This window comes from Marinobacter sp. G5_S1_61_S3, from assembly GCF_054968585.1.
Map to the genome: position 1 here is coordinate 98,073 of NZ_JBQKUK010000012.1, position 12,789 is coordinate 110,861.

A 12,789-nucleotide genomic window follows, 5' to 3' on the forward strand; every position below is an offset into this window, starting at 1 on the left:
GGCTGAGTTACTCAATGGTCTCCAGGTGTCGCTGCAATGCGGTCGGATCCGGTAATACGATCCGGCCATAAGCCAGCTCCAGCAGCCCTGAACGCTCAAAGTCTTTAATCCACTTATGCACGCCCTGGCGGGTCATGCCCATCATATTGGCAATGTGCTCGCGGGTGATCCAGATCGTGACCGGGTCAGTGCCGACGTCGCCATTGCCCTGGATTTCCGCCAGAAACAACAGTCGTCGCCCTATCCTGGCGGCAACACCTCGTAGTGCATCATCCTCAATAATGGACATAGCGGCCCATAGCCGCCGGCTGACCATATCAAGAATAACCGGGTAGCTTTCCGGGTATGTCGCCATGAGTTCGCGAAATGCCTCGCCCGGTATTTCTATCAGCGTTACGGCCTCGTGGGCAGTAGCGCCGTATACCCGTCGCATCCCGGGAGAAAACACTGAATCTCCGAACCAGGTACCCGCGCTGAACATGATCAGGGTGGCTTCCCGACCTGCAGGGTTCACAGAACTGATGCGAACCACCCCGCTGGCAATGATGTTGAGGGTCGATATTGCCGAACCTTTACTGTAGATGAGTTCGTTAGCCTCAAAACGGCGAATCCGTGCGATACCTTCCAGGTCATCAATCGCCGACTCTGAAAAGCCGGAGAATAAAGGGCAGCGGGCAAGGACAGTCTTGATATTCTTCATGGGAAAGAATTGTAAACGATTTGACAGTCTTCGCCGATCACTCGCACCTACACTCAATGAATGGCTAAACACTCACCACAACAAGAACACCCGATTTGAGAGGCCGCACCATGTCCGAACAACTTTCAATTCCGTCAAAAAGAGATCAGGTCAGCAAGGAAGAATGGCAGCTCCGAGTCGACCTCGCCGCGGCCTATCGTCTGGTCGCCCTATACGGCTGGGACGATCTGGTATTCACCCATATCTCCGCACGGATACCCGGTGACGAGCACCACTTTCTTATTAATCCATACGGTATGATGTTCGAGGAAATTACAGCCTCCAGCCTGGTGCGAGTGGATCAGGACGCCAACAAGATCAACCCCGACGACTTCGATATCAATCCCGCGGGTTTTACCATCCATAGCGCCATCCACCAGGTCAGGGACGATGCCGCCTGCGTCATGCATTTGCACACCACCGACGGTATTGCTGTATCCGCCCAACAGGAGGGCCTGCTGCCGCTATCCCAGCAGAGCCTGTTTGCACTGGCGAGCCTGTCGTATCACGACTATGAAGGTGTGGCGCTAAGGGAAGACGAGAAGGCCCGCCTGCAAAAGGATCTCGGTAATACCAATTTCATGATTCTTCGCAACCACGGCCTGCTGACCACCGGCTCCAGTATTCCCGATGCCTTCCTGGCCATGTACATACTGCAAACGTCCTGTCAGATTCAGATCAGGGCACTGTCGGGCGATCGCCCGCTGACGCCAATTCCTGCCGGCATTGTGGATACCATCCGGCAACAGGCGGATCAGGTGACCAAAGGCCTGGGCGGCAAGCTGGCCTGGCCGGGCCTGCTACGAAAGCTCGACCGCATTGATGCCAGTTTCCGGGAATAAGGGGGAGAACAGGATGAACCAACCGACAAAGAACCAGGCCACGTTTACTCATATGAAAGACGGCAATGCCGAAGACTGGCAGGTCATCGCGTCGTCTTTCGGGGAATTCGCCAAAGGCCTGCCAGATCGAATTCTATCGCACCTCAAAATGCTGGAGGGCGACTTTGGTGGTTTTCCGGTTGACCGGCTGACGCACTGCCTGCAAACGGCTACCCTGGCACACCGGGACGGGAAGGACGACGAGTATGTGGTTTGCGCCCTGCTACACGACATCGGTGACACCCTGGGCACCTACAACCATGCGGATGTCGCCGCAGTGCTACTGGAACCGTTCGTCAGCGACGCTAATCACTGGATGGTAAAACACCACGCCATCTTTCAGGGCTACTTTTTCTTTCACTATCTCGGTATGAACCGGGATATGAGAGACCAGTACCGGGACCATCCACACTTCGAACGCACCATCGAGTTTGTTCACAAGTATGACTCACCCGCGTTCGACCCTGATGCGGAAACGTTACCGCTTTCCTACTTCGAGCCCATGGTGCAACGGGTGTTCGCTCAGCCTGTGCGATCCCTCTACAAGGATGCCGAAAGCGTCATGTGACCCGGAACACAACGTGGGCTCAGGACTGACTCTTCCAGTTGGCTGCGCCCACAAATATCAGCTGTAGAAAGCGCGCGGTTCGCTGCCGCACCTGTTCTTCCTGATAGTCGTCGTCGGGAGAGATCCCCAGGATGTCCGTCAGGCTGAAGGCCACACTGCGCACCACCAGGTCGCAGGTCATATCCAGGTCGGCATCGCTCAGGTGATCCGCCACTTTCAGACGCCGAAGATCATTGGCCAGTTCGCTGGCAAAATAACGCATTTCGCTGCGGATGCCTTCCTGTACCGCCCGGCTCTCCCCCGCCAGCCCCTGGGCCATAAACATGAAAAAGCTGCGATTATTGCGGGCATGGGAGATAAAAATACCGACTGATTCGTCGATCAGTTTGTCCGCCTGCAATACGTTCGCCCGCGCCTCGCGCATCATCCGTCGAAGCACCAGCCCCAATTCGTCCACCAACTGCAGCCCAAGGTCATCCATGTTGCGGAAGTGCCGGTAAAAAGACGTCGGCACCACGCCTGCCTGTCGGGTGACTTCGCGGATGCCCAGGCTGGCAAAGTGCCGCCCCTTTCCCACCAGGGCCAATGCCGCGTTCATCAGTTTCTCGCGGGTTTCACCCGGCTTACGTCGTTGTTTTTCTGCCATCGCCTGGAACTAGCTCATCGGTTGATCACAAGCCAACAAGTGTACACAGGCCCACACTAAAAATAACCCGAACTTGTCATTACAGGACAATGTTAGTGGCTTGATTGCCGCCTAACACCTCGGTGTGTACAGTCGTACACATTAGTGAACACTTGTACACATCAGTACAAAGGAGAGCAATCATGATATCTGTACTGGAAAAGTCACCGACCCTGCACTGGCTGGGCAGGCAGCTTTTTAACCGGGACGACCCGGCTGCCTTTTTTGATCCCCTGCTGGAGCGCATCAACCCCATGTGGGTACGGCAATACACGCCGGCCAGAGTGAAGGCCATCTACAACGAAACCGCCGACACCAAAACCTTTGTCCTGGCGCCGGCCGGGCGCTGGAAAGGCTTTGCCGCCGGCCAGCACGTCAATATTGGCATCGATGTTGACGGCGTGCGTCGCAACCGAACCTTCAGCCTGTCCAGTTCGCCCATTCAATGGCGCGCAGACGGCACCGTCACCCTGACCATCAAACGGCTTCCCGGTGGCCTGGTGACCAACTGGATGCACGACCACCTGGAGCCAGGCGCGGTCATCGGGCTGGGCGAGGCGTTCGGCGACTTCCAGATTCCCGATCCGCAGGAGCCAGCCCTATACATCGCCGGTGGCAGCGGTATCACCCCGGTGCTGAGCCAGCTGGAAACCATGGCGGCATCAGACTATCGGGCGCCGGTGACCCTGCTGTATTTCGTGCGCACCCAGGCCGATGTGATTGCTGCTGAAAAGCTGCACGCGCTGGCCAGTCGCTGGCCGGCCGTCACCCTGAAGGTGTTTGCCACCAGCGACACCCACCCGCCCCAGTTCCTCAGCGAGCAACATCTGGATGAGGTTCCCGGCATTGCGGCCCGGCGGTGCTACCTCTGCGGGCCGAAAGGGCTCATGGATCTGGCCAACGATCTCCTGTATCGGCGGGGGATTGGCGAAGACCGCATTCACAGCACATTCTTCTCCGCACCGACCGCAAATCTCGACACCGAGTCCCTCGGAGGAGCCGTGCATTTCCAACGCAGCAACCTGGATGTCTCGTCCGAAGGCGATGCGGTGCTGCTGGACATTGCCGAGGTCGCGAAACTGTCGCCACGCTACGGCTGCCGCATGGGCATCTGTCACCAGTGCAGTTGCCGCAAGACCAGCGGCACTGTGATCAACCGCCTGACCGGGAAAGCATCCGGCCCGGGCGAGGAAACCATTCAGCTTTGTGTGTCTGTTCCGAGCGGGCCGGTGTCTGTTGAACTCTGACCGGCCGCACCACAACGCCTGAACCCATTATTGGCAGACATGGTTCGACCATTCTGCAAGGAGTCACCATGAAGACGATGAACGAAACACAACTGAAAGAGCTTGAAAACGACCTGGACACCATTCGTGACCAGGTGATCTCCGATCTTGGCGAACGGGATGCACGTTACATCCGCAGGATCGTTCGGCTCCACCGGTCCCTGGAAATCGGCGGCCGGGTGCTGATGCCCTTCGGGTTTATCCCGCCCGTGTTCCTCGCCGCCACCACGGCGCTGGGTATCTCCAAGATTATCGAAAACATGGAGATCGGCCACAACGTCATGCACGGCCAGTACGACTGGATGAACGACCCATCGCTGCACTCCCAGACCTATGAATGGGATACGGTGTGCACTGGCGATTCCTGGCGCCGCACCCATAACTACGAGCACCACACCTACACCAATATCATCGGCAAGGATCGGGACTACGGCTATGCCCTGCTCCGCCTGAGCGACGACGACAAATGGAAGCCGGCTCATACTCTGCAGTTCATCAACTATATTCTGCTGAGTGTGTTCTTCCAGTGGGGCGTTGGGTTGCATGAGCTGGAGTCTGAACGGATCCGCCGCCGGGAAATCTCGGTACGGGAAAAGATTCCGTTCCTGAAAGACTTCTTCCGCAAGGGCGGCCGTCAGGCCTTCAAGGACTATGTGTTCTTCCCGCTGATCACCTTTCCGGTGGCTCCTGTGGTACTGGCGGGCAACATTGGCGCCAACCTGATCCGTAACCTGTGGTCGTCCACGGTCATTTTCTGTGGCCACTTTACCCAGGATGCGGAGACGTTTACCGAGGAGGAATGCGAAGGTGAGAGCAAGGGCCACTGGTATCTGCGCCAACTGACAGGCTCCAGCAACTTTACCGGCGGTAAGTGGGTGCACCTGCTGAGCGGCCATCTGAGCTACCAGATTGAACACCATGTGTTCCCGGACCTGCCAGCCCACCGCTACCCCGAAATGTCGGAGAAAGTTCAAGCGGTGTGTAAAAAGCACGGTATTCCGTACAACACCGGCACCTTCGCCAAACAGTATTCAACCGTGCTGAAACGCATTTTCGGCTATTCACTGCCGGACCGGATGCGCAACCGGCTGCTACCGGAATTCAGCAACCGGGCCTTGAGTTAAGCGATCTGCAAAAGTCGTAGTAACTGAGGGCGATGCTGGTCGTTAATAATATCGGCCAGCGTGTATCGGTCCAGCACTTCCAGGAATGCCGCCAAGGCCTCGCCGAACATTGATTTCAACCCACAGACCGGCGTGATGCGGCAGGCATTCCTGGAGGAAAAGCACTCCACAACACTGAGATCCTGTTCGGTTTCCCTGACCAGGATGCCAACGTTAATGTCCTCCGGCGCCATGTGCAGGCGCATCCCTCCTTTCTTGCCACGAACGGTTTCGATGTAGCCCTTCTTGTTGAGTTGATGAACGACTTTCATCAGGTGATTCTTGGAGATCTCATAGCTGTCGGCGATCTGCTGAATGGTCGCCAGCTCATCACCCTGCACCGCCAGGTAAATCAGAACACGCAGGGAGTAATCGGTGTAACGGGTGATATGCATTCATCAACTCCAATAAGTCATCGATATCAGGTTCACACCGAAAGTGGCCAAACCGATACTTGTATACGCAGAATTCATGAAACCGGTTCTTACGCCCGAATGGTTCTTTTGTCGATATTGGGTTGGGTTATTCGCCACACATTGGTTATGCTTGTTGTATACAAAGCCAGACGGGGAATTTACCCATGCCCAACGCCACGCTGACAGACCGTTTTGGTCGCACCGTCAACTATGTGCGTCTGTCCGTCACAGACCGCTGCGATTTCCGGTGCGTGTACTGCATGGCCGAGGAGATGACCTTCCTGCCACGGCAGCAGGTGCTGACACTTGAAGAGATTGCCCAGGTGGCAAAGACCTTCGTATCCCTGGGCACCGAAAAGATTCGGTTGACCGGGGGAGAGCCACTTGTCAGACGGGGCATTCTGGAACTGGTCAAGGAAATCGGCACATTTGGCCTGCGGGACTTCGCCATGACCACCAATGGCAGCCAGTTGCCCACCATGGCAGAGCCACTGCGCAAGGCCGGGCTCAAACGATTGAATATCAGCCTGGATTCCCTGGATGCCGAGAAATTCAGCCGCATCACCCGCACCGGCCGGCTTGCCCAGGTTCTTGATGGTATAGACGCCGCAAAAGAAGCGGGGTTTGAGGGCATCAAACTCAATACCGTTGTCATGAAAGGTGGCAACGACCAGGAAGTACCAGAGCTGGTTGAGTTTGCCCGCAAAAAGAAAGTGGACATTACCTTCATTGAGGAAATGCCACTGGGTGAAATTTCCGATCATGATCGCGGTCAGGTGCTGTGCACCAGCGACGAAGTGCGCGATATCATCAGCCAGCGCCATGAGCTGGTTCCCACACCGGAAGATTCCGGCGGCCCCGCCCGCTACTACCGCATGCCGGACAGCGACATTCGGGTCGGTTTCATCTCGCCCCATTCCCACAATTTCTGCTCTACCTGTAACCGCGTTCGGGTCACGGTGGAAGGCCGTCTGCTGCTATGCCTGGGCAACGAGCATTCCGTTGATCTGCGCCGCGTGCTGCGCGGCCACCCGGAAACCGATGACAAACTCCGTGAAACCATCATCAACGCCATGGACCTGAAACCGGAGCGCCATCACTTTTCCAGCGAGGGTGACGTTCAGATTCTTCGCTTCATGAATATGACCGGCGGCTAGCTTCCAGCTGAACCAGCCGTGCGCCGCTGGCGTATCCTTCGTACCACATCGTGGCGATCATGGGTGATTGCTGCCCCAGGTACGGAGGTCGTTTCCCGCTATGTCCAATCTGATTCTGATACTCGGCGACCAGCTGACCACCGCCATCAGCGCACTCGACAACGCTGACAGGGAACGAGACAGAATCGTGATGGCAGAGGTCCACGACGAGGCCAGCTACACCAATCACCACAAGAAAAAACTGGTTCTGCTGTTCAGCGCCATGCGCCATTTCGCACAGCGGCTGGAGGATGACGGCTGGCAGGTTCACTACCAGACTTACCACCCCGATAACGAAACCCGAAATCTCGAGTCTGTCATCGCCAATCAGCTCAAAGAAACCGGCGCTGACAGGGTGATCACGACAGAGTGCGGCGAGTGGCGATTGCACGAGCAAGTTAGCCATTGGCATGAGCGCCTGGGTGTGCCGGTCGAGATCCGGCCGGATACGCGCTTTATCGCCAGCAAGCAGGCGTTTTCGGACTGGGCAGAGGGGCGTAAACAGCTGCGCATGGAATTCTTCTACCGGGAAATGCGACGAAAAACCGGTTTGTTGATGACGCCAGATGGCAAGCCTGAGGGCGGCGAATGGAATTTCGACGCCGACAACCGCCGCAAGTGGACGGGAAAACCGGCGGCTCCGGCTCCCTACCGCGTTGAGCCCGACAAGGTGACTCGGGAGGTGATTGAGCTGGTAGAGCAACACTTTACCGAACACTTCGGCACCACGGAAGATTTTCACTTTGCCGTCACCCACGAGGACGCAGAGCAGGCATTGGAGTACTTCATCGATTTCGCCCTGCCCTGTTTCGGCGACTTTCAGGATGCCATGTCCGACAATGAAGACTGGCTGTTCCACTCCATCCTGTCGCCCTACATCAATTGCGGCTTGCTGGATCCACTGGCCGTCTGCGAGGCCGCCGCACAGGCCTGGTATTCGGGGCGTGCGCCGATTAACGCAGTGGAGGGCTTTATCCGCCAGATCCTGGGCTGGCGTGAGTTTGTGCGGGGTATCTACTGGTTGCATATGCCAGGGTACGCACAGGAAAACCGGCTCGGTAATACCCGTTCCCTACCCTGGTTCTACTGGACCGGAGACACCAGGATGCGCTGCATGCACAAGGCCATTGATGCCACCCGTCGCAACGCCTATGCACACCATATCCAGCGGCTGATGGTGACCGGTAATTTTGCGCTTCTGGCCGGCGTCAAGCCGGAGGAGATCTGTGACTGGTACCTGGCCGTGTATGCCGATGCCTACGACTGGGTGGAGCTACCCAACGTGCTGGGCATGGTGATGCACGCAGACGGTGGCTATTTGGGATCAAAACCCTATGCCGCCAGCGGCAAATACATCCAGCGCATGTCGGACCACTGCAGTAACTGCCACTACAAGGTCAACAAGGCCACGGAAGACGACGCCTGCCCGTTCAATGCGCTCTATTGGCATTTCATCAATCGTCATCGGGAAGACTTTGCCAGCAATCCGCGCATGGGCATGATCTACCGCAACTGGGACAAGCAGAAGCCAGAAAGGCGGGAGGCGCTGCTCCAGCGTGCCGACAACTTGCTGGCACATCTGGAGCAGCTCTGAAAACAGAGAGGGACTGGGGCGACTATGGGCGGATGCGCTTCTTGCTGTCCGGGTCGAAGAACACGACCTTTCTCATGTCGAACATCAGTTCCGCCTCTTCCCCCCAGTTCACCGGGTGTTCCGCATCCAGCCGGCACTGCACATCAACATTGTTGAGGCGAATCACGGCGAGGATGTCCGGCCCGGTGGGTTCGGTCACCTCCACCGTAAACCGGCTCTCGGCCACCATCTGGCTATCCCTTTTCTGTTCATCTGGCTGGCTTATGTGCTCCGGCCGGATGCCAAGTACCACCTGTTTACCGGCCCACCCCTGCAGGTAATCCGGCACTGGCAGGGCAAGTTTCCGGCCATCGCTGCCCTCAACGTTGACCACCAGGCCTGCTCCAGCCTGCTCTACCGTCACATTGATAAAACTCATGGACGGCGAGCCCATAAAGCCCGCGACAAACAGGTTCTCCGGCGTGTCGTACACTTCCTTCGGCGTGCCCAGTTGCTGCAGTTCGCCGTCTTTGAGCACCGCGATCCGGTCCGCCAGCGTCATGGCTTCGATCTGGTCGTGGGTCACGTACACAATGGTGGTTTTCAGGCGCTGGTGCAGCTTCTTGATTTCGGTGCGCATTTCCACCCGCAGCTTGGCGTCCAGGTTGGACAGCGGCTCGTCGAACAGATAGATCTTCGGCCTTCGAGCCAGGGCGCGCCCCATGGCGACCCGCTGTTGCTGACCGCCTGAAAGCCGGGCTGGTTTTTTGTCCAGCAATGCGGAAATCTGCAACAGGTCGGCCACCCGCTCCACCTCCTGCTGGATCTCGTCTTTCGGCATACCGCGAATTTTCAGGCCGAACGCAATGTTCTCGCGCACCGACATGGTGGGATACAGCGCGTAGGACTGGAACACCATAGCGATGTCCCGGTCCTTCGGCTCCATGGTGGATATATCCTTGCCTTCCACCACAATCGACCCACCGGTAATGGATTCCAGGCCGGCAATGCTGTTCATCAGGGTTGACTTGCCGCAGCCGGAAGGTCCGACCAAGGTCAGGAATTCACCGGATGCGATGTCAATATTGATGCCTTTGAGCGTCTCATCGAGAGCCCCCGGGTATGTCTTGCGGATGTCCCGCAGTTCAAGTTGTGACATGTTGTTTTACCCTTTAACCGAGCCGGCCGTCAGGCCGCGTATAAAGTACTTGCCGGCCACGATGTACACCACCAGCGTTGGCAGGGCGGCAATCATGGCGGCGGCCATATCCACGTTGTATTCCTTCACCCCGGTGCTGGTGTTCACCAGGTTATTCAGCGCGACCGTTATCGGCTGGCTGTCGCCGCTGGCGAAGACCACGCCGAACAGGAAGTCGTTCCAGATCTGGGTGAACTGCCAGATCAGTGACACCATGAAGATGGGTGTGGACATGGGCAGAAGGATGCGGAAGAAGATGGTGAAAAAGCCGGCGCCGTCGAGCCGGGCCGCCTTCACCAAAGCGTCGGGAATGGCCACGTAATAGTTGCGGAAAAACAGCGTGGTAAAGGCCACCCCGTAGATCACGTGGACCAGTACCAATCCAGCGGTGGTGTTGGCCATGCCCAGCTTGCCAAGGGTGGCCGCCATGGGCAGCAGCACCACCTGGAAGGGCACAAAGCAGCCGAACAGCAACATCCCGAACAACAGATCCGAGCCCTTGAATTTCCACTTCGACAGCACGTAGCCGTTAAAGGCACCCAACAGGGTGGAAATCATCACCGCTGGCACCGTCATCTTGAACGAGTTCCAGAAATACCCTTTCACGCCCTCACACTGCACACCGGTGCAGGCCTCGGACCAGGCCTTGGTCCAACCGATGGTTGTCCAGTCGGTGGGCAGTGCCAACAGGTTGCCAGAGCGGATATCCATGGGCGTCTTGAAACTGGTGATCAACATCACGATCAGCGGAATCAGGTACACCAGGCAGGCCAGAAGCAGCACGCCATAGATGGCAATGCGGCTGGGGCGAAAGCCGGTACGAACCATATCAGTCATGGCGTTTCTCCCTCAGTTCGGAATACAGGTAAGGCACCAGCAATGCCAGAATCGCACCCAGCATCAGCATGGCGCTGGCAGAGCCCAGCCCCATCTGGCCACGGGTAAAGGTATGGGCGTACATGAACACCGCCGGCAGGTCGGTGGAATAGCCCGGGCCACCCGCCGTCATCGCCATCACCAGGTCAAAACTCTTGATAGCAATGTGGGCCAGCACCATCACGGAGCTGAAGAACACCGGCCGCAAGGACGGCAGGATGATTTTCCAGTAGATCACCGGCAGGCTGGCACCATCCACTCGGGCAGCACGGATAATGGAAGAGTCGACGCCCCGCAGCCCGGCCAGAAACAGCGCCATCACAAAGCCGGAGGCCTGCCAGACCGCCGCCATCACAATGGTGTAGATGGCGAAGTCGGAATTCACCAGCCAGTCGAAGCTGAAGGACGTCCAGCCCCAGTCGTGCATCAGTTTTTCCAGGCCCAGGCGCGGGTTAAGAATCCAGCGCCAGACGGTGCCGGTGACAATCATGGACAGCGCCATGGGATAGAGATAAATAGTCCGGATCGCGCCTTCCTGGCGGATGCGCTGATCCAGAAAGATCGCCAGCACCACACCGATCAACAGGCAGATGCCGATAAAGAGCCCGCCAAATATCGCCAGATTCCATGAAGCGACGATCCAGCGCTCGCTCTCCATCAGCTTGGCGTATTGCTCAAGGCCGACGAAACTGTAACTGGGCAGGAAGCTGGAATTGGTAAATGACAGCACGCCCGTCCATAGCATGTAGCCATAGATCCCGATGCCAACCAGCAGGAAGGTCGGGGCCACCACCAGTTTGGGCAACCAGCGCTGCAGGCCATCCATCAGGCCAGACGATGCCCTGGCCACCCCGGTGGGGCGACGTTGAGTGTGTTCCATGAGGAATCCCCTGAAGAAACCCGAAGGCCGCCCATCGGGCGGCCTGATACGGCATTACATGGCGGACTGGATGGCGGCTGCCAGCTGGTCCGTGGTTTTTGCCGGGTCCGGGTTGTTGGAGTTTACGAAGTTGGTGACCACATCGAAGATCTGGCCCTGGATGTAGCTGGTGGTCGCCAGGCCGTGGGAGAAGCTTGGCACCAGACCGCCGTCATCCGCGCTGGACTTGAAGGTATCCATCGACGCCTGGGCACAGGTATCGAAATCACTCATGTCCATGTCGGTACGAACCGGGATTGAGCCCTTGTTCTGGTTGAACAGGGTCTGGAATTCCGGTTCCAGGATGGTTCGGGCGAGATCCTTCTGTGCCTTGATATCCTCCTCCTCGGACAGCGTGAACATGGCGAATGAGTCCACGTTAAAGGTGAACTGCCCGGTTGTGCCCGGGGCCGGCGCGCACACGTAATCCTCTCCTGGTGTCAGACCTGCGGCGGTGAATTCGCCCTTGGCCCAGTCGCCCATAATCTGCATGGCGGCCTCACCTCGAATGACCATACCGGTGGCAGTGTTCCAGTCGCGGCCCGCGGCATCGTCATCGACGTAGCTCATGACCTTGGCGAATTGTGCAAAGACCTCTTCCATTTTGTCGCTGTTGATCACGTCCATGTCGTGGTCGACAAAAGCCTTGCGGTAATCATCGGGGCCAAGCTCGGCAAGTGCCACAGCATCGAACACCGTTGCGTCCTGCCACGGCTGTCCACCGTGCGCCAGGGGAATGTAGCCCTCGGCCTTGAGCTTGTCGGCCACCTCGAAGAACTCGTCCAGCGTAGTGGGAACCTCAACACCAACATCTTTCATGACCTCCGGGTTCACCCACAACCAGTTCACCCGGTGGACGTTCACGGGCACAGCCACGTACTCGCCTTCGTATTTCATAACGTCGGAAATCATTGGCGGTATGAGCTGATCCCAGTTCTCCGCCTCAGCGACGCTGTCGAGGCTGGTCAGAAAACCCAGCTCCGCCCATTCACGAATATCCAGGCCCTTGATCTGGGCGGCAGCAGGAGGATTGCCAGAAACGGCGCGGGTTTTCAGGACGGTCATGGCGGCTTCACCACCACCGCCGGCTACGGCAAAGTCTTTCCAGGTGTGGCCCTGCTCTTCCATCATTTTCTTGAGGGCGGCCGCAGCACGCGCTTCACCGCCGGCGGTCCACCAGTGCAGAACCTCAACTTCTCCGGCCTGAACGGCCGCTGTTGGCATCAGGGCGGCAGAGACCGCCAGAGCTGTAAGATGACGCTTGAACGATTTCATATCATGACTCCTTA

At 57.6% G+C, this 12,789-nt stretch carries 13 protein-coding genes; 6 read left to right on the top strand and 7 right to left on the bottom strand.

Translation table 11 applies throughout. The features are described from left to right. Window positions 1-7 precede the first annotated feature (7 nt). Window positions 8-700: a Crp/Fnr family transcriptional regulator gene (locus ACTRWH_RS13320; protein WP_075194420.1), complete on the bottom strand. Its 693-nt coding sequence runs from the start codon at window positions 698-700 to the stop codon at window positions 8-10. A 110-nt stretch (window positions 701-810) separates the two neighbouring features. On the opposite strand from ACTRWH_RS13320, the gene ACTRWH_RS13325 reads away from it, so the two are divergent. Next, entirely contained in the window at window positions 811-1,581 is a 771-nt protein-coding gene (locus ACTRWH_RS13325) for a class II aldolase/adducin family protein (protein ID WP_007153342.1), read from the top strand. Between the two features lie 13 nt (window positions 1,582-1,594). Then, window positions 1,595-2,188 (top strand): HD domain-containing protein, encoded by a 594-nt coding sequence (locus ACTRWH_RS13330; RefSeq protein ID WP_462826502.1) that lies wholly within the window; start codon window positions 1,595-1,597, stop codon window positions 2,186-2,188. Between the two features lie 19 nt (window positions 2,189-2,207). Here ACTRWH_RS13330 and ACTRWH_RS13335 read toward each other — a convergent pair whose 3' ends face one another. After that, on the bottom strand, window positions 2,208-2,834 hold the full coding sequence (locus tag ACTRWH_RS13335) for a TetR family transcriptional regulator (RefSeq protein ID WP_036208900.1): 627 nt from the start codon (window positions 2,832-2,834) through the stop codon (window positions 2,208-2,210). Window positions 2,835-3,016: 182 nt separating this feature from the next. Between ACTRWH_RS13335 and ACTRWH_RS13340 the strand changes: the two genes are divergently transcribed. Together ACTRWH_RS13340 and ACTRWH_RS13345 are read left to right on the top strand one after the other, a co-directional pair. Beyond that, a complete protein-coding gene (locus tag ACTRWH_RS13340; RefSeq protein ID WP_462826503.1) occupies window positions 3,017-4,120 on the top strand; it encodes an FAD-binding oxidoreductase in 1,104 nt (367 codons plus the stop codon). Between the two features lie 68 nt (window positions 4,121-4,188). After that, window positions 4,189-5,283: a fatty acid desaturase family protein gene (locus ACTRWH_RS13345; RefSeq protein WP_228210159.1), complete on the top strand. Its 1,095-nt coding sequence runs from the start codon at window positions 4,189-4,191 to the stop codon at window positions 5,281-5,283. On the opposite strand, the gene ACTRWH_RS13350 is transcribed toward ACTRWH_RS13345, so the two are convergent. After that, window positions 5,280-5,717, bottom strand: coding sequence for an RrF2 family transcriptional regulator (locus tag ACTRWH_RS13350; RefSeq protein WP_036208891.1), 438 nt, complete (start codon window positions 5,715-5,717; stop codon window positions 5,280-5,282). The two genes, ACTRWH_RS13345 and ACTRWH_RS13350, sit on opposite strands and share 4 nt — an antisense overlap. A 185-nt stretch (window positions 5,718-5,902) precedes the next feature. Between ACTRWH_RS13350 and moaA the strand changes: the two genes are divergently transcribed. Both moaA and ACTRWH_RS13360 read left to right on the top strand, forming a co-directional pair. Beyond that, complete coding sequence (gene moaA / locus ACTRWH_RS13355; protein ID WP_036208888.1) at window positions 5,903-6,895, top strand: GTP 3',8-cyclase MoaA; 993 nt, start codon at window positions 5,903-5,905, stop codon at window positions 6,893-6,895. 100 nt (window positions 6,896-6,995) lie between these two features. Beyond that, a complete protein-coding gene (locus ACTRWH_RS13360) occupies window positions 6,996-8,528 on the top strand; it encodes a cryptochrome/photolyase family protein (RefSeq protein WP_462826505.1) in 1,533 nt (510 codons plus the stop codon). Between the two features lie 22 nt (window positions 8,529-8,550). Here the strand turns inward: ACTRWH_RS13360 and ACTRWH_RS13365 are convergent, their stop codons facing one another. Genes ACTRWH_RS13365 through ACTRWH_RS13380 form a run of 4 tightly spaced genes read right to left on the bottom strand, consistent with a single transcriptional unit; the run spans window position 8,551 to window position 12,775 of the window. Further along, on the bottom strand, window positions 8,551-9,666 hold the full coding sequence (locus ACTRWH_RS13365) for a sn-glycerol-3-phosphate ABC transporter ATP-binding protein UgpC (protein ID WP_462826506.1): 1,116 nt from the start codon (window positions 9,664-9,666) through the stop codon (window positions 8,551-8,553). 6 nt (window positions 9,667-9,672) lie between these two features. Then, complete coding sequence (locus tag ACTRWH_RS13370; protein ID WP_036208880.1) at window positions 9,673-10,542, bottom strand: carbohydrate ABC transporter permease; 870 nt, start codon at window positions 10,540-10,542, stop codon at window positions 9,673-9,675. Next, a complete protein-coding gene (locus ACTRWH_RS13375; RefSeq protein ID WP_462826507.1) occupies window positions 10,535-11,461 on the bottom strand; it encodes an ABC transporter permease subunit in 927 nt (308 codons plus the stop codon). Before ACTRWH_RS13375 ends, ACTRWH_RS13370 begins: the two co-directional genes overlap by 8 nt. A 54-nt stretch (window positions 11,462-11,515) precedes the next feature. Then, the gene (locus tag ACTRWH_RS13380) at window positions 11,516-12,775 is read right to left on the bottom strand and encodes an ABC transporter substrate-binding protein (protein WP_041334025.1); all 1,260 of its coding nucleotides are present in this window, start codon (window positions 12,773-12,775) and stop codon (window positions 11,516-11,518) included. Between the last annotated feature and the right edge of the window lie 14 nt (window positions 12,776-12,789).